The organism is Sanguibacter keddieii DSM 10542 (assembly GCF_000024925.1).
Classification (GTDB): Bacteria; Actinomycetota; Actinomycetes; order Actinomycetales; family Cellulomonadaceae; genus Sanguibacter; species Sanguibacter keddieii.
The window spans coordinates 2,476,128-2,498,553 of the sequence record NC_013521.1; the positions used below are offsets into that span (position 1 = coordinate 2,476,128).

At 72.0% G+C, this 22,426-nt stretch carries 21 protein-coding genes; 3 read left to right on the forward strand and 18 right to left on the reverse strand.

Going from position 1 to position 22,426, the window contains the following annotated elements; all coding sequences use genetic code 11:
* Nucleotides 1-705: 705 nt before the first annotated feature.
* The 11 genes from tyrS to argC form a co-directional block, all read right to left on the reverse strand.
* Nucleotides 706-1,968: a tyrosine--tRNA ligase gene (tyrS, locus tag SKED_RS10910; protein ID WP_012867207.1), complete on the reverse strand. Its 1,263-nt coding sequence runs from the start codon at nt 1,966-1,968 to the stop codon at nt 706-708.
* 43 nt (nt 1,969-2,011) lie between these two features.
* Nucleotides 2,012-2,671 carry a DNA-3-methyladenine glycosylase gene (locus SKED_RS10915; RefSeq protein WP_012867208.1) on the reverse strand — a complete coding sequence of 220 codons (660 nt, stop codon included), beginning with the start codon at nt 2,669-2,671 and terminating at the stop codon, nt 2,012-2,014.
* Nucleotides 2,668-3,255, reverse strand: a complete 588-nt coding sequence (locus SKED_RS10920; protein ID WP_012867209.1) for a nucleoside/nucleotide kinase family protein — start codon at nt 3,253-3,255, stop codon at nt 2,668-2,670. The genes SKED_RS10915 and SKED_RS10920 overlap by 4 nt, the downstream gene beginning before the upstream one ends.
* Nucleotides 3,256-3,343: 88 nt before the next feature.
* Nucleotides 3,344-4,846, reverse strand: a complete 1,503-nt coding sequence (gene argH / locus SKED_RS10925; RefSeq protein ID WP_012867210.1) for an argininosuccinate lyase — start codon at nt 4,844-4,846, stop codon at nt 3,344-3,346.
* Nucleotide 4,847: 1 nt separating this feature from the next.
* Nucleotides 4,848-6,092, reverse strand: coding sequence for an argininosuccinate synthase (locus SKED_RS10930; protein ID WP_012867211.1), 1,245 nt, complete (start codon nt 6,090-6,092; stop codon nt 4,848-4,850).
* 157 nt (nt 6,093-6,249) lie between these two features.
* Nucleotides 6,250-6,777 (reverse strand): arginine repressor, encoded by a 528-nt coding sequence (locus tag SKED_RS10935; RefSeq protein ID WP_012867212.1) that lies wholly within the window; start codon nt 6,775-6,777, stop codon nt 6,250-6,252.
* Nucleotides 6,774-7,718: an ornithine carbamoyltransferase gene (gene argF / locus SKED_RS10940; protein WP_012867213.1), complete on the reverse strand. Its 945-nt coding sequence runs from the start codon at nt 7,716-7,718 to the stop codon at nt 6,774-6,776. Before argF ends, SKED_RS10935 begins: the two co-directional genes overlap by 4 nt.
* Nucleotides 7,719-7,720: 2 nt before the next feature.
* Entirely contained in the window at nt 7,721-8,998 is a 1,278-nt protein-coding gene (locus SKED_RS10945; protein WP_012867214.1) for an acetylornithine transaminase, read from the reverse strand.
* On the reverse strand, nt 8,995-10,011 hold the full coding sequence (gene argB / locus SKED_RS10950) for an acetylglutamate kinase (RefSeq protein ID WP_012867215.1): 1,017 nt from the start codon (nt 10,009-10,011) through the stop codon (nt 8,995-8,997). Before argB ends, SKED_RS10945 begins: the two co-directional genes overlap by 4 nt.
* Nucleotides 10,008-11,183 carry a bifunctional glutamate N-acetyltransferase/amino-acid acetyltransferase ArgJ gene (gene argJ / locus SKED_RS10955; protein ID WP_012867216.1) on the reverse strand — a complete coding sequence of 392 codons (1,176 nt, stop codon included), beginning with the start codon at nt 11,181-11,183 and terminating at the stop codon, nt 10,008-10,010. The genes argB and argJ overlap by 4 nt, the downstream gene beginning before the upstream one ends.
* Entirely contained in the window at nt 11,180-12,262 is a 1,083-nt protein-coding gene (argC, locus tag SKED_RS10960; protein WP_012867217.1) for an N-acetyl-gamma-glutamyl-phosphate reductase, read from the reverse strand. The genes argJ and argC overlap by 4 nt, the downstream gene beginning before the upstream one ends.
* Nucleotides 12,263-12,323: 61 nt before the next feature.
* On the opposite strand from argC, the gene SKED_RS10965 reads away from it, so the two are divergent.
* The 3 genes from SKED_RS10965 to SKED_RS10975 all read left to right on the forward strand — a co-directional run bounded on the left by SKED_RS10965 (nt 12,324) and on the right by SKED_RS10975 (nt 14,535).
* Nucleotides 12,324-13,079 carry an alpha/beta hydrolase gene (locus tag SKED_RS10965; RefSeq protein WP_042439093.1) on the forward strand — a complete coding sequence of 252 codons (756 nt, stop codon included), beginning with the start codon at nt 12,324-12,326 and terminating at the stop codon, nt 13,077-13,079.
* Between the two features lie 147 nt (nt 13,080-13,226).
* A complete protein-coding gene (locus SKED_RS10970; RefSeq protein ID WP_012867219.1) occupies nt 13,227-14,210 on the forward strand; it encodes a quinone oxidoreductase family protein in 984 nt (327 codons plus the stop codon).
* 64 nt (nt 14,211-14,274) lie between these two features.
* Nucleotides 14,275-14,535 (forward strand): hypothetical protein, encoded by a 261-nt coding sequence (locus SKED_RS10975; protein WP_012867220.1) that lies wholly within the window; start codon nt 14,275-14,277, stop codon nt 14,533-14,535.
* A gap of 77 nt (nt 14,536-14,612) precedes the next feature.
* Here SKED_RS10975 and pheT read toward each other — a convergent pair whose 3' ends face one another.
* The 7 genes from pheT to infC all read right to left on the reverse strand — a co-directional run bounded on the left by pheT (nt 14,613) and on the right by infC (nt 22,405).
* Complete coding sequence (gene pheT, locus SKED_RS10980) at nt 14,613-17,177, reverse strand: phenylalanine--tRNA ligase subunit beta (RefSeq protein ID WP_012867221.1); 2,565 nt, start codon at nt 17,175-17,177, stop codon at nt 14,613-14,615.
* A complete protein-coding gene (pheS, locus tag SKED_RS10985; protein ID WP_042439095.1) occupies nt 17,177-18,289 on the reverse strand; it encodes a phenylalanine--tRNA ligase subunit alpha in 1,113 nt (370 codons plus the stop codon). The genes pheT and pheS overlap by 1 nt, the downstream gene beginning before the upstream one ends.
* A 58-nt stretch (nt 18,290-18,347) precedes the next feature.
* Nucleotides 18,348-19,721, reverse strand: a complete 1,374-nt coding sequence (locus SKED_RS10990; protein WP_012867223.1) for an amino acid permease — start codon at nt 19,719-19,721, stop codon at nt 18,348-18,350.
* 8 nt (nt 19,722-19,729) lie between these two features.
* Nucleotides 19,730-20,572 (reverse strand): TrmH family RNA methyltransferase, encoded by an 843-nt coding sequence (locus tag SKED_RS10995; protein WP_012867224.1) that lies wholly within the window; start codon nt 20,570-20,572, stop codon nt 19,730-19,732.
* Nucleotides 20,573-20,636: 64 nt separating this feature from the next.
* Nucleotides 20,637-21,023: a 50S ribosomal protein L20 gene (gene rplT, locus SKED_RS11000; RefSeq protein ID WP_012867225.1), complete on the reverse strand. Its 387-nt coding sequence runs from the start codon at nt 21,021-21,023 to the stop codon at nt 20,637-20,639.
* 64 nt (nt 21,024-21,087) lie between these two features.
* The gene (gene rpmI, locus SKED_RS11005) at nt 21,088-21,282 is read right to left on the reverse strand and encodes a 50S ribosomal protein L35 (RefSeq protein WP_012867226.1); all 195 of its coding nucleotides are present in this window, start codon (nt 21,280-21,282) and stop codon (nt 21,088-21,090) included.
* Between the two features lie 133 nt (nt 21,283-21,415).
* On the reverse strand, nt 21,416-22,405 hold the full coding sequence (infC, locus tag SKED_RS11010) for a translation initiation factor IF-3 (protein WP_012867228.1): 990 nt from the start codon (nt 22,403-22,405) through the stop codon (nt 21,416-21,418).
* Nucleotides 22,406-22,426 lie beyond the last annotated feature (21 nt).

The following is a 22,426-nucleotide window of genomic DNA, read 5'->3' on the forward strand; positions in this document are numbered from 1 at the left end:
GCCGAAACCAGTTAACAACCATACGAAGCAAGCCTCCCTGCAAAGAGAGAACTTGATTAATCAAGGCTACAAACCGAAAACTTGCGTTTTCAATTCATACCAAATAAACCTCGTCCAACATCAGCCCCAACCGAAAGATCAGGTACCAACCCAAGACGAGGGGTCTTGGCATTGACTATTAAGCACACTGTTGAGTTCTCAAGGAGCGGACGCGCATCACCCGTTCACTCATTACTGAGCGTCTGGCGTGAGGCAACCGTTCAAACTTACCCGACTCGCAACCCTGCGTCAACCCGCCGTTTCCAGCGCATTAACCCGGTGAAGCGGGCCTGGTGAAGACTACCTGGTCTCGGCGGCTGTCCGAACCACTCTCACGAGTGATCCGCACCGCATCCGGTCCAGCGTCTCCGCTGTCCGAACCAGGCTCTCCACACTACCGGTTCCAGGCGGACCTGTGAACCCTCTCGTGCGGAGCGGTGTCGAACCCCGGGACCAGCCACTTCGCGCCGGCTCCGAAGAGCTTCGCAGTGGTGTCTGTGCCTCCCTGTCGGGCTGACGTCCAGAACATTACGGGGGTGCGAACAGGAGCGTCAAGCCCGCGACCGGTGACCGCCATCACTGCCGTCCCCGTCCCCCAGACGCAGTCCGGCCCCCGTCCGTCAGGACGAGGGCCGGGCTGCGCCGACGACGGCGCGCGGGCTCGGGTCAGGCCTTGGCCGTCACGACCCCGAGCGTCTTCTTGCCCCGGCGCAGCACGGCGGCCCGTCCCTGCAGCAGGTCCGCGGCAGCGAGGGTCGCGTCGTCACCGACGACCTTGACGTTGTTGACGTAGACACCACCCTCGGCGACGGCGCGACGGGCAGCACCCTTCGACGCGACGAGCTGCGTCTCGACGAGCAGGTCGACGACGAGGTCGCCCGGCGCCCCCTCAGCAGAGGGCAGCCCCGCGACGGCCGCGACGAGCGTCGCCTCGTCGAGGGCCGACAGCTCCCCCCGCCCGAAGAGCGCCTGGCTCGCGGCGACAGCAGCCTCGGTCGCCCTGGCTCCGTGGACCAGCGACGTCACGTCGCCGGCCAGCGCGCGCTGCGCCTCGCGAGCAGCCGGACGCTCTGCCACGGCGACGGCGAGCTCGTCGATCTCCTCGGCCGAGCGGAACGTGAAGATCTTCAAGAACCGCACGACGTCGGCGTCGTCCGCGTTGAGCCAGAACTGGTAGAAGGCGTACGGGCTCATCATCTCGGGGTCGAGCCACACGGCTCCCCCCTCGGACTTGCCGAACTTGGTGCCGTCGGCCTTGGTGATGAGCGGCGTCGTGAGCGCGTGCACGGAGCGCTGCTCCGACTTGCGGACGAGCTCGACCCCGGACAGGAGGTTGCCCCACTGGTCGTTGCCGCCGGTCTGCAGCGTGCACCCGTGACGACGGTTGAGCTCCAGGTAGTCGATCCCCTGGAGGATCTGGTAGCTGAACTCCGTGAAGGACAGCCCCTCGCTGCTCTCGAGCCGGCGTGCGACGGTGTCCTTGGCGAGCATCGTGCCCATGCGGTAGTGCTTGCCGATGTCACGCAGGAAGTCGATCGCGGTGAGCTCACCGGTCCAGTCGAGGTTGTTGACCATCTGCGCGGGGTTGTCGCCGTCGAAGTCGAGGAACCGCGAGATCTGGGAGCGCAGGCGCTCCACCCACTCGCCCACCACCTCACGGGAGTTGAGCACCCGCTCCCCCGACATGCGCGGGTCGCCGATCAGCCCGGTCGCCCCACCCACCAGGGCGATCGGCCGGTGCCCGGCGAGCTGGAGGTGACGCAGCAGCACCAGCTGCACGAGGTGGCCGTGGTGCAGGCTCGGCGCAGTCGGGTCGAAGCCGCAGTAGTACGTGACCGGGCCGCCGTCGAGCGCTTCGCGGAGCGCGTCCATGTCGGTGGTCTGGCTGATCAGCCCACGCCAGGTGAGCTCATCGAGAACGTTGGTCACTGCTGCTCCTCGTCTAGGGGTTGGCCCGACCATTCTGCCCTCTTCAGCGTCGGCGCGGGGACACCGCCCGGTAGGCAGAGACCGTCGGCTCGTCGGCGAGCCAGAGCCGCCAGGGGAAGAGGGCTCCGTCTCCCCCAGCCCCGCTCACCCCGACGCGGGGACCCCGGCGGACCTCACCGTCCGCCGGCCCCGCGCCGGGCACCCGGAGCTCCAGGCCCCCTGCGGCGTCGAGCAGGTCGGTGCCGTCGTGGTCGACGCCTGCCCCGAGGGCGACCGTGAGCCGGGCCGGACCTCGAGCCAGGTCACGCTCCTGCCGGACGACGCCGCGCTCTGTCCGTCGGGCGAGGGCGAGCTCGCCGCCGCTGACCACCTCAGCGCCGCGCAGCAGCACCGCTGCCGGTTCCCCCTCCGGTCCGGTCACGACGTTGAGGCAGGTGTGCAGCCCGAGGTGCCGGTAGGCGTAGAGGTGGCCGCCGGCCAGTGCCATCGACCGGTTGCGCACGGTCACGCCGCGTGCGGCGTGGGACCCGGGGTCGTCCGCTCCCCCGTAGGCCTCGACCTCCGTGAGGCGCAGCGTCACCGTCCCCTCGGGTGTCCGGTGCGTCAGGTGCGTGCCGAGCAGGTCGGCCGCGACGTCGAGCACGGGACGCTCGAACCACGCCCGGTCCGGGAGAGGACCTGCCGGCGTGGCCGGCTGGTTCACGTCGACTCCGTCGGCCCGAGCCCTGTGACGTGACCCGTACCGTCGAGCCGCACGTGGCTGCGCTCGACCGTGCGGTGCTCGGCGTAGAGGCGTCGCTCCTCGACCATCCAGGTGTCCCAGTGGTCGCGTGCTCCGTCGCCGTCACGCGCCATGCCCCGGGCGAGGCGGACGTCGTCGGGGGCCTCGACCCAGATGATCACCGGCGAGTACGGGGCGGTGGTCAGCGCCGCAGAGTTGCAGCCCTCGACGACGAGGGTGTCGCCGAGCGGCACCGAGTGCCGCTCGGCGTAGAGCCCGAGCGGCCAGTCGTAGCGGCGGTAGCGACCGGGACGGCCGTGGGCGAGCGGCTCGAGCACCCACTCGTGCAGCTTCTGGGCGCCCTCGGCGAGCCCGGACCACCCCGGGTAGAGGTCGTCCATGTGGATCACCTGCGCCGGCAGGGCCCGGCCGAGCTGCTCGGCGAGCGTGGTCTTGCCGGAGCCTGCCGGGCCGTCGACGCAGACCAGCCGCATGCCGCCGAGACCGGCGGGAGCGTCGGCGACCTGCTCGAGGACCAGGTCGAGGACGTCGTCGGGGACGGTCATGAGCGCCGTCCGTCGTGCTCGCTCATGACCGTCCCCGTCCGTCGTGCGTGCCGTGCTGCTGTTCCTGTCGTGCAGTGGTGCTCAGTGCTCAGCCGTTGACCCAGAACCGGTACTCGGCGACCTGGACCTTGGCGGCCTCGAGCTGCTCGGCGACGCGGACCGGTGCGGTCCCGCCCGCCGCGTCGCGCGAGCGCAGCGACCCCTCGACCGTGAGCACCTCGCGGACACCCGGCGTGAGGTGCTCGGAGATCGCGGCGAGGTCGGTGTCGCTGAGGTCCCAGAGCTCGATGTCGCGCTCCTCGCACACCCGGACGCACGCACCGGCGACCTCGTGGGCCACCCGGAACGGCACGCCCTGACGGACGAGCCACTCCGCGATGTCGGTCGCGAGCGAGAAGCCCTGGGGGGCGAGCTCGGCCATGCGCTCGGTGTCGAAGGTGAGCGTCGAGACCATGCCGGCGAAGGCCGGCAGCAGGACCGTGAGGGTGTCGACCTGGTCGAACACCGGCTCCTTGTCCTCCTGCAGGTCGCGGTTGTACGCGAGCGGCAGACCCTTGAGGGTCGTGAGCAGGCCGGTGAGGTCGCCGACGAGACGCCCGGCCTTACCGCGCGCGAGCTCGGCGATGTCCGGGTTCTTCTTCTGCGGCATGATGCTCGACCCGGTCGAGTAGGCGTCGTCCAGGCGGACGAAGCCGAACTCCTTGGTGTTCCAGACGATGATCTCCTCGGCGAACCGCGAGAGGTCGATGCCGAGCATCGCGGACACGAAGGCGAACTCCGCGACGACGTCACGGCTGGCCGTGCCGTCGATCGAGTTCTCGACCGCACCGTCGAAGCCGAGGTCGGCGGCGACGGCCTCGGGGTCGAGACCCAGCGACGACCCGGCCAGGGCACCTGACCCGTAGGGCGAGCGTGCCGCACGGACGTCCCAGTCGACGAGCCTGTCGACGTCGCGCAGCAGCGGCCACACGTGCGCGAGCAGGTGGTGCGCGAGCAGCACCGGCTGCGCGTGCTGCAGGTGCGTCCGGCCGGGCATCGCGGCGTCCGGGTGCGCGGCCGCCTGCTCGACGAGCGCGTCGGCGACGTCGAGCACGAGCCCGCCGATCACCTTCGCCTCCTCGCGCAGGTACATGCGCACGAGGGTCGCGATCTGGTCGTTGCGCGACCGGCCAGCACGGAGCTTGCCGCCCAGCTCGCTGCCGGCGCGCTCGATGAGGCCGCGCTCGAGGGCGGTGTGCACGTCCTCGTCGGCGAGCAGCGGAAGGAAGTCCCCCGACGCCACGTCGGCTGAGAGCACGTCGAGCGCCTCGAGCATCCCGGCGAGCTCGTCGTCGGTCAGCAGGCTCGCCGAGTGCAGCACGCGCGCGTGGGCCCGTGAGCCCTCGATGTCGTGCTGGGCGAGCCGCCAGTCGAAGTGCGTGGACTGCGAGAGCGCGGCGAGGGCCTGGGAGGGGCCGCCGGCGAACCTGCCGCCCCACAGGCTCACCGGCGCACCGCCGGCCGCACCGACCTGCGTGCCCGCAGCCGCCTCGACGGCTGCGGGCTCGACGGGCGCGGTCTGGTCAGCACCGGACGGGGTGAGGTCCGTCATCTCAGGCCTCGGCCCCGGGGAGGTCGGCACCCGTGAGGTCCACGCCGTTGCCGAACTTCACGTCGCGGGCCGCCGAGAGCTTGGCGGTGAGGCCGAAGATCTCGATGAAGCCACGAGCCTGCGACTGGTCGAAGCTGTCGCCCTCGTCGTAGGTGGCGAGGTTGAAGTCGTAGAGGCTCGCCTCGGAGCGTCGGCCCGTGACGGTCGCACGGCCGCCGTGCAGGACCATGCGGATGTCGCCCGACACGTAGCGCTGGGTGTCGTCGATGAAGGTCTCGAGAGACTTCTTGAGCGGCGAGAACCACATGCCGTCGTAGACCAGCTCGGTCCAGCGCTGCTCGACGGTCCGCTTGAAGCGGGCCTGCTCGCGCTCGACGGTGACGTTCTCGAGCTCCTGGTGCGCGGCGATGAGCGCCATCGCACCGGGTGCCTCGTAGATCTCGCGGGACTTGATGCCCACGAGACGGTCCTCGACGATGTCGATGCGGCCCACGCCCTGGGCGCCGGCACGACGGTTCATCTCCTGGATGGCCTGGAGCGGCGTGACCGCGACACCGTCGAGCGCCACGGGGATGCCCTGGTCGAAGGTGATGACGACCTCGTCCGCCACGGGCGGGAAGGTCGGGTCGTCCGTGTAGCTGTAGACGTCCTTGGTCGGGCCGTTCCAGATGTCCTCGAGGAACCCGGTCTCGACGGCGCGGCCCCACACGTTCTGGTCGATCGAGAAGGGGTTGTGCTTGGTCGTCGCGATCGGGAGCTTGTGCTGCTCCGCGTAGGCGATGGCCTTCTCGCGGGTCAGCGCGAGGTCGCGCACGGGCGCGAGGCACTTGAGGTCGGGCGCGAGCGAGGTGATGCCCACCTCGAAGCGGACCTGGTCGTTGCCCTTGCCGGTGCAGCCGTGCGCGACGGTCTGCGCGTCGAACTGGCGGGCGGCACGCACGAGGTGCTTGACGATGATCGGGCGGGAGATCGCCGAGACCAGCGGGTAGCGGTCGAGGTAGAGGCCGTTCGCGCGGAGCGCCGGCATGCAGTACTCCTCCGCGAACTCGTCGCGGGCGTCGGCGACGTACGCCTCGACGGCGCCGCAGTCGAGGGCACGCTGACGGATGACCTCGAGGTCCTCACCGCCCTGGCCGACGTCGACGGCCACGGCGATGACCTCGGCACCGGTGCGCTCGGCGATCCAGCCGATGGCGACCGAGGTATCCAGGCCGCCGGAGTAGGCGAGCACGACGCGTTCTGTCATGGCACTTCACTTTCTCAAAGGGTGGTGATGGGCAAGTCTGTCATCCGTGGTCGACCCGGGTGGCCCGGTGGTCGTCTGACGGACGGTGCTCGGCCGGAGGTCCCGGGCCGAGCGGGTGCGGCAGCCTGACGATGACGTCAGGTGCAGCCAGGTGCGGTCAGGTGCTGTCGCTCGCCAGCCCCACGAAGCGCGCGGCGAGCTCGTCCCCGCCGCTCACGTCCCGGGCGATGACGAGGACGGTGTCGTCCCCCGCGATGGTGCCGAGCACCCCGGTGAACACCGAGTGGTCGATCGCGGAGGCGAGGTACTGCGCCGCCCCGGGCGGGGTGCGCAGGACGACGAGGTTCCCGGAGGCCTCGGCCGAGACCAGGAGCTCCCCGCAGAGCCGGGAGAGCCTGGCGGCGAGGAACTCCGCGTCGGCGGTCGCCTGGACCGTGCGGTCGCCGCCCTCCCCCGGGATCGCGTAGACGAGCACGCCCGAGGTGGTACGCACCTTCTCGGCACGCAGCTCGATGAGGTCCCGGGACAGCGTCGCCTGGGTCACGTGGAGACCGTCGGCGGCGAGCGCCCTGGCCAGCTCGGCCTGGGAGTGGATCTGCTCGCGGGCGAGCAGGTGCACGATGCGGGCGTGCCGCGCCGCCTTGGTGGCGGGCACGGTGCCGACAGGGACGGCGGAGAAGGTCATGACCGCCCCAGGAGCCACGTCATGAGCGCCTTCTGTGCGTGCAGCCGGTTCTCGGCCTCGTCCCACACGACCGACTGCGGGCCGTCGATCACCTCGGCGGTGATCTCCTTGCCACGGTAGGCGGGCAGGCAGTGCAGGACCAGAGCGTCCGGGGCGGCGTGCGCGAGGAGCGCCGCGTCGAGCCGGTACGGCACGAAGGGCTCGGCGCGCTCGGCCGCGGTGGCCTCGTCCCCCATGGAGACCCAGGTGTCGGTCGCCACCGCGTCAGCCCCGGCGACGGCGACGGCCGCGTCGGAGGTCACGGTGACCGACCCGCCGGTCTGCTCGGCGATCGCCTGGGCCGCGGCGAGGATCTCGGCGTCGGGCAGGTAGCCCTCCGGGGTCCCGACACGGACGTGCATCCCTGCCGTGACACCGCCGAGCAGGTACGAGTGGGCCATGTTGTTGGCCCCGTCGCCGACGTACGCGAGCGTCTGCCCGGCGAGCGCGGCGACACCGCCGCGGTGCTGGGCGATCGTCACGAGGTCGGCGAGGATCTGGCACGGGTGGAAGTCGTCGGTCAGCGCGTTGACGACGGGGACGCCGGCGAGCGCCGCCATCTCCTCGATGCGCGACTGCGCGTGGGTGCGCCACACGATCATCGAGACCTGGCGCCCCAGGACGCGGGCCGTGTCGGAGATGGACTCACGGACCCCGATCTGCGCGAGGTTGCCGTCGAGCACGAGGGGGTAGCCGCCGAGCTCCGCGATGCCGGTCGCGAAGGACACCTGGGTGCGCAGCGTCGGCTTGTCGAAGATCACGGCGACGGCCTGCGGGCCGGCGAGCGGCTTCTCGAGGTGACGGTCGGCGCGCAGCGCGAGGGCGAGCTCGAGCACCTCGGCCTGCTCGGCGGGGCTGAGGTCGTCGTCCCGGAGCATGTGGCGGGTCGGCTGGGCAGTCATCGTCAGGCCTCCGTGGTGAGGTCGGCGGGGTCGGTGGGCAGCGCGGCCAGGAAGGCGACGAAGTCGTCGGCCTGCTCGCGGGTGAGGATGAGCGGCGGGGCGAGGCGCAGAGCCGTCGGCGTCACCGGGTTGACGATGAAGCCGGCGTCGAGGGCACGTGCCGCCACGACGGCGGACACCGGGGCCGACAGCTCGACGGCGACCAGCAGTCCCTCGCCGCGGGTCGCGACGACGAGCGGGTGGCCGAGACCCGCGACCCGGGTCCGGAGGTGGTCACCCACGGTCCGGACGGAGGTGAGCAGTCCGTCGCGCTCGATCACGCCGATCGTGGCGAGCGCCGCAGCGGCCGCGACGGGGTTCCCGCCGAAGGTCGTGCCGTGCTGGCCGCGGCCCAGGAGCGCAGCCGGACCGTGGCCGTACGCCACGACCGCACCGATCGGGAACCCTCCGCCGAGCCCCTTGGCGAGCGTGACGACGTCGGGCACGATGCCTCCGCCGATCTGCGGGAGGTGGTGCGCGAGCCAGGTCCCGGTGCGCCCCATCCCCGTCTGCACCTCGTCGAGGATCATCAGCGCGCCGTGCTCCCGCGTGAGCTCGCGGACCCGCTGCAGGTAGGTCGCGGAGACGGGACGGACCCCGGCCTCGCCCTGGACCGGCTCGAGGAACACCGCGGCGACGTCGCTCGTGGCGGGGTCGCCCGCGAACGCGGCCTCGAGCGCGTCGAGGTCGCCGAAGGGCAAGAACTCGACGCCACCGGGCAGCGGCTCGAAGGGCTCGCGGTACGCGGCCTTCGAGGTGAGGGCGAGCGCCCCCATGCTGCGCCCGTGGAAGGAGCCCTCCAGCGCGAGGATGCGCGGTCGCCCGGTGCGGCGCGCCATCTTGAAGGCCGCCTCGTTGGCCTCGGTGCCGGAGTTGGAGAAGAAGACGCGCGAACCCTCGGGAGCCGCGGAGAGGTCGAGGAGCCGTTCCGCGAGCGCGACCTGGGTGGGTGTGCCGAAGAAGTTCGAGACGTGCCCGAGCGTGCCGAGCTGCGCGCTGATCGCGGCGGTGAGCGTCGGGTGCGCGTGGCCGAGGGAGTTCACGGCGATGCCGCCGAGCAGGTCGAGGTAGCGGCGTCCGTCGGCGTCCCACACGTAGGCGCCCTCGCCGCGGACGAGCACGCGCTGCGGCGGGCCGAAGGTGTCCATGACGGCGCCGCTGTAGCGGGCGGTCCACTCGGCGCCGCTGCCCGGGCCGGTGAGGTCGGCGGAGGTGTCGGTGCGGGGGTCGAGCGCGCTCACTGCGGGTCTCCGTCGGTCGTGGGGGTGCTGGTCGTCGGTGTGGAGATCGTCGGCGGGTTGAGCCGCCCGTCGCTGTCGGGGACGACCATCGTGCCGATGCCCTTGGTGGTGAAGACCTCCATGAGTACCGAGTGCGCGACGCGCCCGTCGATGACGTGGGCCTCGCGGACTCCCCCGCGCACGGCACGCAGGCAGGCCTCCATCTTGGGGACCATGCCGGACTCGAGAGACGGCAGGAGCGCGTCGAGCGCCGAGGCGGCGATCTCGCTGACGAGCGACGTGCGGTCGGGCCACGAGGTGTAGAGGCCCTCGACGTCGGTGAGCACGATGAGCTTGCGGGCGCGCAGCGCGACCGCGAGCGCGGCGGCGGCCGTGTCCGCGTTGACGTTGAGCACCTGGGTGGGGTCGAGGATGTCGGGGGCGACGGTCGAGACCACGGGGATGCGCCCGGCGTCGAGCAAGTCCTGGACGGCACGCGGGTCGACGTCGACGACGTCGCCCACGAGACCGACGTCGACGGCCTCGCCGTCGACGGTCGCGTGCCGGCGGCGCGCACGGAGCAGCCCGCCGTCTTCGCCCGAGAGCCCGACGGCGTGCGGGCCGTGGGCGTTGAGCAGGCCGACGAGCTCGCGGGAGACCTTGCCGGTGAGGACCATGCGGACGACGTCCATGGCCTCGGGCGTGGTGACGCGCAGCCCGCCGCGGAACTCGCTCTCGATGCCCAGGCGTCCGAGCATCTCGGAGATCTGCGGTCCGCCGCCGTGCACGATGACGGGGCGCAGGCCGACCTGGCGCAGGAAGACCATGTCCTCGGCGAAGGCGGCCTTGAGGCGGTCGTCGATCATGGCGTTGCCGCCGTACTTGACCACGACGAGCGCACCGTGGAACTGGCGCAGCCACGGGAGGGCCTCGAGGAGCACCTCGGCCTTCTGGGAGGGGCTGAGGTCTTCGCCGACGTCGATGCCGCTGAGGTCGAGCGGGGCGTCGGGGGTGCTGGAGGTCTGCTCGCTCATGAGGAGTACGCGCTGTTCTCGTGGACGTAGTCGTGCGTGAGGTCGTTGGTCCAGACGATGGCGGTGGCGTCGCCCGCGTGCAGGTCGACGAGCACGCGGACCTCGCGCTGGGCGGCGAGGTCGACGAGGTCGCGGTCCTCCCCCACTCCCCCGGCACGGCACACCTGGACGCCGTTGATCGACACGTCGAGGGTGGTCGCGTCGAAGGCGGCGACCGACTCGGGCACGGTGCCGACGGCGGACAGCACGCGTCCCCAGTTGGGGTCGTTGCCGAAGACGGCGGCCTTGAAGAGGTTGGAGCGGGTCACGGCGCGGGCCACCGCGACGGCGGCGTCCTCGGAGTGCGCCCCGACCACCTCGACGGCGATGTCGTGGCTGGCGCCCTCGGCGTCGGCGACGAGCTGGCGGGACAGCGAGGCGCTCACCTCGGTGACGGCTGCGGTCAGCTCGTCGAGGGTCGGGCTCTGGCCCGAGGCACCGGAGGCGAGGAGCACGACGGTGTCGTTGGTCGACATGCAGCCGTCGGAGTCGACGCGGTCGAAGGTCGCGGTCGTCGCGGCGCGCAGGGCGGCGTCGGCGGTCGCGGCGTCGACGGCCGCGTCGGTCGTGATCACGGACAGCATGGTGGCCAGGCCGGGGGCGAGCATGCCGGCTCCCTTGGCCATGCCTCCGACGGTCCAGGTGCCGGAGGCGGTCTCGACGGTGACGACCGCGGTCTTGGCGACGGTGTCGGTCGTCATGATGGCCTGGGCCGCGTCGCTCCCCCCGTCGGCGCTCAGCGCGGCGACGGCCGCGTCGACCCCGGGCAGCAACTTCTCCATCGGCAGGCGCACCCCGATGAGCCCGGTCGAGCAGACGACCGTGTCGCCGGCGGAGACGCCGAGGGCGTCGGCCGTGTGCTCGGCGGTGCGGTGGGTGTCGAGGAACCCCTCGGGGCCGGTGCAGGCGTTGGCGCCGCCGGAGTTGAGGACCACGGCGCTCGCGCGGCCGTCGGCGACCACCTGGCGGGACCAGGTGACGGGGGCGGCGACCACGCGGTTGGAGGTGAACACGGCGGCGGCGACGTCGAGGGGCCCGTCGTTGACGACGAGGGCGACGTCCGGCTTGCCGGTGGACTTCAGCCCTGCGGCGGTGCCGGCGGCCCGGAAGCCCTGTGCTGCGGTGACGCTCACGGTGCCACTCCTTCGGTGGTGAGGCCCAGGGTCTGCGGGAGCCCGAGCGCGGTGTTGATCGACTGGAGGGCGCCGCCGGCGGTGCCCTTGACGAGGTTGTCGATCGCGGTGACGGTGACGACGCGTCCGGCGCGGCGGTCGTAGGCGACCTGGACGAGGGCGGTGTTGGACCCGACGGTCATGGCGGTCGTGGGCCACTGGCCCTCGGGGAGCAGCTCGACGAAGGGCTCGCCCTCGTAGGCCTCGGACCAGGCGGAGCGGAGCTGGTCGAGAGTGGGCTCCTCTGCTCCCGGGGCGAGGCGCGCCGTGGCGGTCGCGAGGATCCCCCGAGACATCGGCACGAGGACGGGCGTGAAGGAGACCGTCACGTCGCCGGCCCCGGCGACCTGGAGGTTCTGGACGATCTCGGGGATGTGGCGGTGCGTGCCGCCGACCGCGTAGGGCTGCGCGGAGCCGAGCGCCTCGGAGGCCAGGAGGTGGTTCTTGAGGCTCTTCCCGGCGCCCGAGTAGCCGACCGCGAGGACGGTGACGAGGTCGTCGGTGCTCAGCAGGCCGGCGGCGACGCCAGGCTGGAGCCCGAGCGTGACGGCGGTGACGTTGCAGCCCGGGACGGCGATCCGCCGGGTGGAGGCGAGCAGCTCGCGCTGCTTGGTGTACTCGACCTGGCTGTCCACGGTCGAGACGCGCAGCAGCTCGGGCAGGCCGTAGGTCCAGGTGCCGGCGTGCTCGGAGCCGTAGAACTCGGCCCAGGCCGCCGGGTCGACGAGACGGTGGTCGGCTCCGAGGTCGACCACGAGCACGTCGTCGGGGAGCTGCGCGGCGATCGCGCCGGAGGCACCGTGCGGGAGGGCGAGGACGACGACGTCGTGGCCCAGGAGGTGCTCGACGGCGGTCGGCAGCAGCTCGCGGTGCGCGAGGGAGCGCAGGTGCGGATGGTGCGCGCCGAGCAGGGTCCCGGCATTGGAGTGGGCGGTGACCGCCCCGACGGTGAGCTCTGGGTGCCCGGCGAGGAGCCGGAGCGTCTCGCCTCCGGCGTACCCACTGGCTCCGGCAACTGCCACGGTGAACGTCATGTGCATAACAATACACAAGACTGCGAGTTGATACACCGTGGGTCTCGCAGGGCTCTACGCTGGGACGATGACCCCCACCCCCCTCACCCTCGCACCCCGTCCGGCCGCCGACCACCGGGGTTTTGTCCTGGTGCTCCCCGGCGGGGGCTACGCCCACCGCGCCGAGCACGAGTCCGTCGACGTCGTCGCCTGGCTGTCCGAGCACGGCGTCGCGAGCGGCTACCTGGACTACGCGATCGCCCCCGAGCGCTACCCCACCGCCCTCGACCAGGTGCTCACCGCGCTCGCCGAGCTGCGGGCCGGGGTGCACGGCGAGGTCACCGGGCCCGTCGCCGTCCTCGGCTTCAGCGCCGGCGGGCACCTCGCCGGGACCGCGCTCACGGCGACCCCCGACGAGCTCGCCGCCGTGCAGGCACGCTCCGCGCCCGGCCTCACCGTCGCCCGCCCCGACGCCGCGGTGCTCTGCTACCCCGTGACGTCGCTGGTCCGGACCCCGCACGTGGGCTCGCGCGAGAACCTCCTCGGCGACCGCGCCGACGACGCGGCGCTGGCCGCGGGCCTCAGCACCGAGCAGCGCGTGGACGCCGCGACCGCCCCGACCTTCCTCTGGCACACCGCCGACGACGAGACGGTCCACGTGAGCCACAGCCTGGGGCTCGCCGCAGCCCTCGGCGACCAGGGGGTGCCCTACGAGCTGCACGTGTACCCCACCGGGCACCACGGCCTCGGGCTCGCGCCCGGCAGCGGTACGGTCGAGGAGTGGACCACCGCGAGCCTGCGGTGGCTCCGCGAGCAGGGCATCGGGCCCGTCGGCGACGACTGAGGAACCCGGCGTCCCCACCCCGCGGAGCACCGCGCCGCAGGACCGGACCAGCAGACCGGACGCACGACCCGGCCGACACGAGCGAGGAGCACCATGACATCTGTCCAGCCCCCTGAGCACCCCGAGCCCTCCGTGACGCAGTCCTCCATGCGCGCCGTCGTGGCGACCGCGGCCGGTGGGCCGGAGGTCCTGAGCCACGCCACGGTCGACGCTCCCACCCCCGGGCCCCACGACGTCCTCGTCCGGGTCGCCGCGGCGGGCGTGAACTTCATCGACACGTACCGACGCTCTGGCGTCTACAGCATCGAGTACCCGAGCGTCCTCGGGTCCGAGGGGGCCGGCGTCGTCGAGGCGGTCGGGTCCGAGGTGACCGACGTGGAGGTCGGCGACCACGTCGCCTGGTCCGACGCGCCCGCCTCCTACGCCGAGCTGGTCGTCGTGCCGGCAGCCCGCACCCTGCCCGTCCCCGCGGACGTCGACCTCCAGGTGGCGGCCGCGATCCCGCTGCAGGGCATGACGGCGCACTACCTCGCGACCTCGACGTACCCGCTGGGCCCCGACGACACCGCCCTGGTGCACGCGGGTGCCGGCGGGGTCGGGCTGCTCCTCACCCAGCTCGCCGTGGCGCGCGGGGCCCGCGTGATCACGACGGTCTCGACCGCCGAGAAGGCCGCCCTGTCGCGGGCCGCCGGGGCCAGCGAGGTGATCGACTACCGCCAGATGGGCGACCTCACCACCGAGCTCCCGGCCCGGGTCAGGGAGCTCACCGACGGCCAGGGCGTCGACGTGGTCTACGACTCCGTCGGCAAGGACACCTTCGACGCGTCGCTCGCCTCCCTCCGTCGACGCGGGATGCTCGTGCTCTTCGGCGGGTCGTCCGGTCAGGTCCCGCCCGTCGACCTCCAGCGCCTCAACGCCGGAGGGTCGCTCTACGTCACCCGCCCCTCCCTCGGTGACTACGTCGTGACCCGCGACGAGCTCGTCCGCCGTGCCGAGGAGCTCTTCGACGCCGTCCGGGCCGGCACGCTCGACGTCCGGGTCGGCCACACCTACCCGCTCGCCGACGCCGCCGAGGCGCACCGTGCGCTCGAGGGTCGTCGCACCACCGGTAAGGTGCTGCTGCTGCCGTGACGCGCCACCGGCGCGTCGGCGCACGTCAGCCCGACGTGGCACGGCAGCCGATAGGCTCGACGGCATGAACCACTCCTGGGCCGACGGCGGCTACGACGAGAGACGACCCGGCCCCTCACGGGGCGCACGCGTCGCCCTGACCGCCCTCATCGTGCTCAGCACCGGGCTCGGCGCCGCGTGGTACGCGAAGGTCGGCATGGACCAGTCCCGGCTCGCCTGCTACCAGGACCGCCCGCCGGGCGTCAGCACCGAGGACGTCACGACGACCTTCCGGTGGCTCCCGCCCGGGTACGACTGCAGCTACGCGCCCGACGGGACCGTCTAGCCGACGACAAGAGGGCCGGGCCTGCAGGATCACTCCTGCGGGACCGGCCCTCTCGTCGTACCTGGCGCTGCCTGGCGTCAGGCGCGCAGCTCCGCGCCGACACGCGCTGCGGCGGAGGCGACAGCAGCCTCACGGACGGCCACGGTGTCCTGCGCCGTCAGCGTCCGGTCCTGCGCGCGCAGGCGCAGCGAGAAGGCCAGCGACTTCTTGCCCTCGCCCACCTGCTCGCCGGTGAAGACGTCGAACAGCCGGAGGTCCTCGAGGAGGTCGCCGGCCCCGTCGCGCACCGCGTCGAAGACGTCCTGCGCCGGGACGCCGGCGTCGACGACGAGGGCGAGGTCCTCCTTGGCGAGCGGGAAGGTCGACACGAGGCCTGCCTGCCGAGGCTCGGTCGGCGCGGCCGAGACCAGCGCGTCGAGGTCCACCTCGAAGGCCACCGTGCGTGCGGGCAGCGCGAGCTGCTCGACCACCTTGGGGTGCAGCTCACCCGCGTGACCGACGACCGTGCCGTCCGTCAGACGGACCTCCGCGCAGCGACCGGGGTGCCACGGAGCACGGTCGCTCGTCGACGAGACGACGATCTCGGCACCCGCACGCTCGGCGACGAGACGGACCGCGGCCAGCGCGTCGGTCCAGTCGGCGGCCCGACCGGTCCCCCACCAGCCCGGCAGCTCGAGGCTCCCCGCCAGGACCCCGGCGACGTGCCGGGGCTGGGCGGGGACGGCTGCTGCGACGGCCGCGAGCTGCTCGTCCGAGGGACGCTGACCCACCGGGAGCGCCGGGGCCGCGGGGGCGCCGGCGACGGGCAGGGTCACGAGGCCGAGCTCGAAGAGCGCGAGGTCGCTGCGTCCGCGCGCGACGTTCCGGCGTGCCGTGTCGAGCAGCGTCACCAGCAGGGACGACCGCATCTGCCCCTTCTCGGCCGAGATCGGGTTCACCAGCGAGAGCATCGTGCGACGCTCGTCGTCCGCGGGGAGCCCGAGCTCGTCCAGCTGCGCCTGCCCGACGAACGGGTAGCTGAGCACCTCGGCCAGCCCGTGCTCTGCGAGGCCGCGGGCGACCGAGCGCCGTGCCCGCTGTCCTCGCGTCAGCCCGCTGCCGGCCGGTGCGACCGGGAGGACCGACGGGATCTGGTCGTAGCCGACGAGGCGGGCGACCTCCTCGACGAGCTCGGCGGCACCGGTGAGGTCGGGGCGCCACGTGGGCACGGTCACGAGCAGCGTGCCGGTCGCCCCCTGCTCGACGACGGTGCACCCGATCTGCTCGAGCGTGCCGACCACCTGGTCACGCGTGTAGTCGACGCCGACGAGGCGGGCCGGCTCGGTGAGCGCCATCTCGACGACGGGCCGCTCGGGCACCGCGTCGAGGTCGCTCACCGCGGGGTCGGCCGTGCCGCCGCCGTGCTCGACGAGCAGGTCGACGACGCGCTGGGCCGCGACGGCCGCGAGGCGCGGGTCGACCCCGCGCTCGAAGCGCTTGGCCGCCTCGCTGGGCAGGCGGTGGCGTCGGGCGGTCCGGGCGACCGAGATCGGGTCGAAGTGCGCGGCCTCGACGAGCACGTCGGTGGTGGAGTAGGACACCTCGGTCTCCGCACCACCCATGACCCCGGCGAGGCCGAGGACGCGTGCGCCGCGTCCACCGGCGCTGTCGGTGATGAGGAGGTCCCCGGTGTCGAGGGCCCGGTCGGTCCCGTCGAGCGTGACGAGCCGCTCCCCCGTGGTGGCGCGGCGCACGACGACCGGCGCGACGAGCGTCGAGAGGTCGTAGGCGTGCAGCGGCTGACCGAGGTCGAGCATGACGTAGTTGGTCGCGTCGACCGCGAGCGAGATCGGGCGCATGCCGGCCTGGGTCAGACGGCGCTGCATCCACGCGGGAGAGGCGGCCGAGGCGTCGACACCGCGCACGACGCGCGTGACGAAGCGGTCGCAGCCGGCGACGCCGTGGACCGGGGCGTCGTCCTCGACGACCACCTCGAAGCCGTCGGCCGTGGCCCCGGGCAGGGAGCCCGAGGGCAGACCGGGGTCGGTGAAGCGCGCGCCCGTCGAGTGCGAGTACTCACGGGCGACTCCGCGCATCGAGAAGCAGTAGCCGCGGTCGGGGGTCACGTTGATCTCGAGGACCTCCTCGCCGAGGCCGAGGAGAGCGATCGCGTCGTCGCCCGGCTCGACGCCGGCGTGCACGGCCGGGTCGAGGACGATGATGCCGTCGCCGCCCTCACCGAGCCCGAGCTCGCTCGTCGAGCAGATCATCCCGTCCGACACGTGGCCGTACGTCTTGCGGGCCGCGATGGGGAACGGCCCGGGCAGCACGGTGCCGGGGAGCGCCGCGACGACGAGGTCGCCCTCGACGAAGTTGTGCGCGCCGCACACGATCCCGCGCGGGACCGTCGGCCGGCCGTCGTCGTCCAGGGTGTTGTGCGCACCGGCGTCGACCTGGCACCAGTTGATGACCTTGCCGTTCTTCTGCGGCTCCTTGACGAGGCTCAGCACACGGACGACGACGAGAGGACCCGTGACGGCCGCGCCGTGCACCTCCTCCTCCTCGAGCCCGACGCGCACGAGGTCGACGGCGAGCTGCTCGGCCGTGAGACCGGCAGGGAGCTCGACGTGCTCGCCGAGCCAGGTCAGTGGGATGTTCGGCATCAGAGATCCATTCCGAAGTGCTGGGAGAAGCGGACGTCGCCCTCGACCATGTCGTGCATGTCGGCGATGCCGTGGCGGAGCATGAGCGTGCGCTCGATCCCCATGCCGAAGGCGAAGCCGGTGTACTCCTGCGGGTCCACGCCCGCAGCCAGGAGCACGTTGGGGTTGACCATGCCGCAGCCGCCCCACTCGATCCAGCCCGCGCCGCCCTTCTTCTGCGGGAACCACAGGTCCATCTCGGCGCTCGGCTCGGTGAACGGGAAGAACGACGGGCGCAGCCGGGTCTTCGCGTCGGGGCCGAACATGGCCTTGGCGAAGTGGTCCAGCGTCCCGAGCAGGTGAGCCATGGTCAGGCCCTTGTCGACCGCGAGCCCCTCGACCTGGTGGAAGACCGGGGTGTGCGTGGCGTCGAGCTCGTCCGTGCGGAACACCTTGCCGGGGCACGCGATGTACAGCGGGAGGTCACGCTCGAGCAGCGTGCGCGCCTGGACGGGCGAGGTGTGGGTGCGCAGGACGAGACCGGAGTCGCCGTCCTCGGTCCCGGGGGTCCGCGCGAAAAAGGTGTCCTGCATCTGGCGCGCCGGGTGGTCGGGGCCGAAGTTCAGGGCGTCGAAGTTGAACCACTCGGCCTCGATCTCCGGGCCCTCGGCGATCTCCCAGCCCATCGACACGAAGAAGTCGGCGACGCGCTCCTGGATGAGCTCGAGCGGGTGGCGTGCACCGGCGAGCCGACGGTCGACGGGGAGGGTCACGTCGACGGCCTCCTCGACGAGCACGCGCGCGTCCCGCTCGGCCTCGAGCTCGACCTGACGCGCAGAGAGCGCCTGGTTGACCCGGCCACGTGCCGGACCGAGGATCTTGCCCGCGGTCGCCTTGTCCGGTCCCTGGAGCCCGCCGATCTCCCGGTTGGCCAGGGCGATCGGGCTGCGGTCGCCGGTCACCGCGGTCCGCACGGCACGCAGCGCGTCGAGGCTGTCGGCCCCGGCGACCGCCGCGAGGGCGGCGTCGACGGCCGCCGAGACGGCGTCGGCGTCGAGCGGCGAGATCGCTGCGGGGGTCGCAGCAGAGGTCGACGTGGGTGCAGCCTGCGCTGCGGGATCAGGGGTAGACATACGTGCCTTCCGGGCTCGGTCGTACGGGTCGTCGCGGTCGGGTGGACCCGCGTCGATCTTAGTCGGAGAGTCGTGCGCCCCGGCGGCGTCGGCCCTGCTCACGGACGACGTAGACCGCCGCGACGAGCACGAACAGGCCGACCGTCGCCACGAGCTGCTGGCGGGCGGTGTCGTCGAAGAGCATGAGCACGACGATCGCGGCGAGGGCGACGAGGGTCGCCCAGGTCAGGCCGGGGAACGCCCACATCTTCAGGGTGAGGGTGCCCTCGCGCTCGAGGCGCGGGCGCAGCCGCAGCTGGGACACCGCGATGAAGGCCCAGATGCCGAGCAGGGTCGCGCCCACCGCGTTGAGCAGGATGCCGAGGATCTGCTCGGGGAGCCAGGCGTTGAGGCCGACGGACACGAGCCCGAAGACGATCGACGTCCACACGGCGCGGTTGGGCACCCCGCGCCGGCTCACACCGAGGAAGAACCGTGCGCCGTCGCCGCGCTGGGAGAGCGAGAAGACCATCCGCGACGTGCCGTAGACGTTCGCGTTGAAGGCCGACAGGAGCGCGATCACCACGACCGCCTCCATGACCCGGCCCGCACCGGGGACGCCGGCGATGTCGAGCACTGAGACGAAGGGGCCGGCGACCAGCTCGGGTGAGCTCCACGGCATGACGAGGATCATCACGGTCACGGACCCGATGTAGAAGAACAGGATGCGCCAGACGACGCTCGCCGCGGCCCGCGCGATCGAGCGGGCGGGGTCCTCGGACTCGGCCGCGGCGATCGTGACGATCTCGATGCCCCCGAAGGCGAAGAGGACGGCGAGCAGCCCTGCGGCGATCCCGGCGATGCCGTTGGGTGCGAAGCCGCCGTCGCTGAGCATCGCCTGGATCCCGACCGGCTGACCGACGTCGATCACGCCGGTCAGCACGAGCGCCCCGACCACGAGGAACCCGATGATCGCGACGACCTTGATGGTCGCGAACCAGAACTCGAACTCCCCGAAGCGCCGGACGCCGGCGAGGTTCACGACGGCGAAGAAGGTGACGAACACCAGCGCGACGACCCACTGCGGCACCCCGGGGAACCACCCGGAGACGATCTGCGAGGCACCGGTGATCTCGACACCCAGGACCATGACGAGCATGAACCAGTAGACCCAGCCGACGGTGAACCCGGCCCAGCGGCCGATGCCGACCTCGGCGTACGTCGAGAAGGCGCCGCTCGACGGGACGGCCGAGGCCATCTCGGCGAGCATGCGCATGAGGAGCACGACGAGCGCACCGGCGACGACGTACGAGACGAGCACCGCGGGTCCTGCGGCGGAGATCCCGACGCCCGTCCCGAGGAAGAGCCCGGCACCGATCGCTGAGCCGAGGCCCATCATCGTGAGGTGCCGGACACGGAGACCGTGCCCGAGCGGGGCCTGGTCAGCGGTCATGGGTGGTCCTAGCGTTGGGCGCGAGAGCTCGCGTAGAGGCAGACGGTGGCGGCGGTCGCGAGGTTGAGCGACTCGGCGAGCCCGCGGATGGGGACCCGCACCACGGCGTCGGCCAGACCGCGCTCGTCCTCGGTGAGCCCCCAGGCCTCGTTGCCGAAGACCCAGGCGGAGTGTGCTGCCAGGTCGGGGACACCCTCGGGGGCGCTCCCCGCGACGTCGAGCAGCTCGTCGAGGTCGTGGGTCCCCACGCCGTCGGCTGCGAGGGTCTGGAGGCCGTGCGCGGAGAGCGCGGCGACGACCTGGTCGAGCGGCACCCCCGTGACGACGGGCAGGTGGAACAGGGAGCCGGCGGTCGACCGCACCACCTTGGGGCTGTGGATGTCGACGCTGTTCGTGGTGAGCACGACGAGGTCCGCGCCGGCGGCGTCGGCGGCGCGGATGACCGCACCCGCGTTCCCGGGGTCACGGACGTTCGACAGCACCGCGACGAGCCGCGGTGCTCGGGCGAGGGCCGCGTCGAGGGCGGCCTCGGGACCGTCGCCCGGTGCGGGGAGGTCGAGCACCGCGAGCACGCCCTGGGAGTCGGGGCTCATGGCCTCGATCACCTCGGGCGTGGTCACGTGGAAGTAGACGCGGGCGGCCTCGGCGTCCGCGACGATCTCGCGGTAGCGGTCGCGGGACTCCGCCGTGAGGTAGACGTCACGGACGGCCTCCGGGCGGTGCCGGACTGCCTCGCGCACACCCTGCGGTCCCTCGACGAGGAACCGGCCGGTGCGGGAACGAGCAGGACGCCCAGACAACGACCGGACCATCTTCACCCGATCGCTGCGGGTGCTGGTGATCTCGGTCATCGTCTGGGCGTCCTCGAGTCTGGTTCGGCGTCACGCAGGTGCGTGGCGCCTGCCACGACTGTCGTCAGGCCGCGACCTTGGGCGCGTTGACGTCGGCCGGCAGTGCGGCCTTGGCGAGCTTGACGAGCGCGTTGAACGCGGCGACGTCGGAGACGGCGAGCTCCGCGAGGACACGACGGTCCACGAGGATCTCAGCAGCCTTGAGGCCCTGGATGAACCGGTTGTACGTGATGCCCTCGGCGCGAGCCGCGGCGTTGATGCGCTGGATCCAGAGACGACGGAAATCGCCCTTGCGCTTCTTGCGGTCACGGTACGAGTAGGTGAGGGAGTGGGTGACCTGCTCCTTCGCCTTCCGGTAGAGGCGCGAGCGCTGGCCGCGGTAACCGCTGGCCTGCTCGAGGATAGTACGACGCTTCTTGTGGGCGTTGACCGCCCGCTTCACGCGTGCCACGTGTAGCTCCTTGCAGTTCGGGGCTGGAAATGAGGTCTGTCAGCGAGCCGTGGCCCGCCGGAGGTCACTTGCCGAGCAGCTTCTTGATCTTCTTGACGTCGGCGGCGCTGACGACCAGGTCGCCAGACAGGCGGCGCTTGCGACGGCTCGACTTGTGCTCGAGCAGGTGGCGCTTGTTGGCCTGCTCGCGCATGACCTTTCCACTACCGGTGATGCGGAACCGCTTCTTCGCGCCGGAGTGCGTCTTGTTCTTCGGCATGGCTGCCGTTTCTCCTCAGGTCTGGTCAGGTGTCAGGTGCAACACTCGACGTCGGTCTGGTCGGAGCCGGTGGGCTCCGCCTCGGTCAGGCCTCGGACGTGCGTCCGAGGACCGGCCAGGTGGTCGTGCAGCGTCACTCGCTCTTCTGCGGAGCGGGCTTTGCGCTCGGCCTGGGTGCTGCCGGCCGGGCCGCGGGCGGCTTCGGCGTGCTCGGCTTCGCAGCAGGCTTCGGGGTGGCTGCAGGCTTGGGGGCTGCAGCAGGCTTGGGAGCGACGACCGGCTTGGGCGCAGCAGCAGGCTTGGAGGCCGCTGCAGGCTTCGACGCGGGCGCTGCCTTGGCCGGTGCTGCCGCAGCAGGCGCCGGAGCGGCAGCAGCAGGAGCGGGCGCCTCGACCGGGGCGGCCTTCGGGGCAGCCTCGACGGCCTCGGTCGCGGCTGCGACCTGTGCCTCGAAGTCCTCGGAGGCGGCCTGGTCCACAGGCTCCTCGGCGCGGGCCGGGCGGGCCGCACGGGGCGACTCCTCCTGGTTGCGCTTGCGCTGCTCGTTCTTGGCCTCGGCCTTCTTCTTGGTCGGCCCGAGCACCATGATCATGTTGCGACCATCCTGCTTGGGCATGCTCTCGATGAAGCCGAGCTCCTGGACGTCCTCCGCCAGGCGCTGGAGCAGGCGGACGCCCATCTCGGGACGCGACTGCTCACGACCGCGGAACATGATCATGACCTTGACCTTGTCGCCGGCGCTGAGGAAGCGCTCGACGTGGCCCTTCTTGGTCCCGTAGTCGTGCGGGTCGATCTTCAGGCGGAAGCGGATCTCCTTGAGAACCGTGTTGGCCTGGTTGCGGCGAGCCTCACGAGCCTTCATGTCCGACTCGTACTTGAACTTGCCGTAGTCCATGAGCTTGCACACCGGCGGGCGTGCGTCGGGGGCGACCTCGACGAGGTCCAGGTCAGCGTCCTGCGCAAGGCTCAGGGCGACCTCAATGCGTACGACCCCGACCTGCTCTCCACCTGGTCCGACGAGCCGGACCTCGGGGACGCGGATCCGGTCGTTGATGCGAGGCTCGCTGATGTGATGCTCCTTGTGACGTGTCGGAAGCTCGTCAGGAACGGGAAAGGCCCCCATCCCTGAGCACAGGGTGGAGGC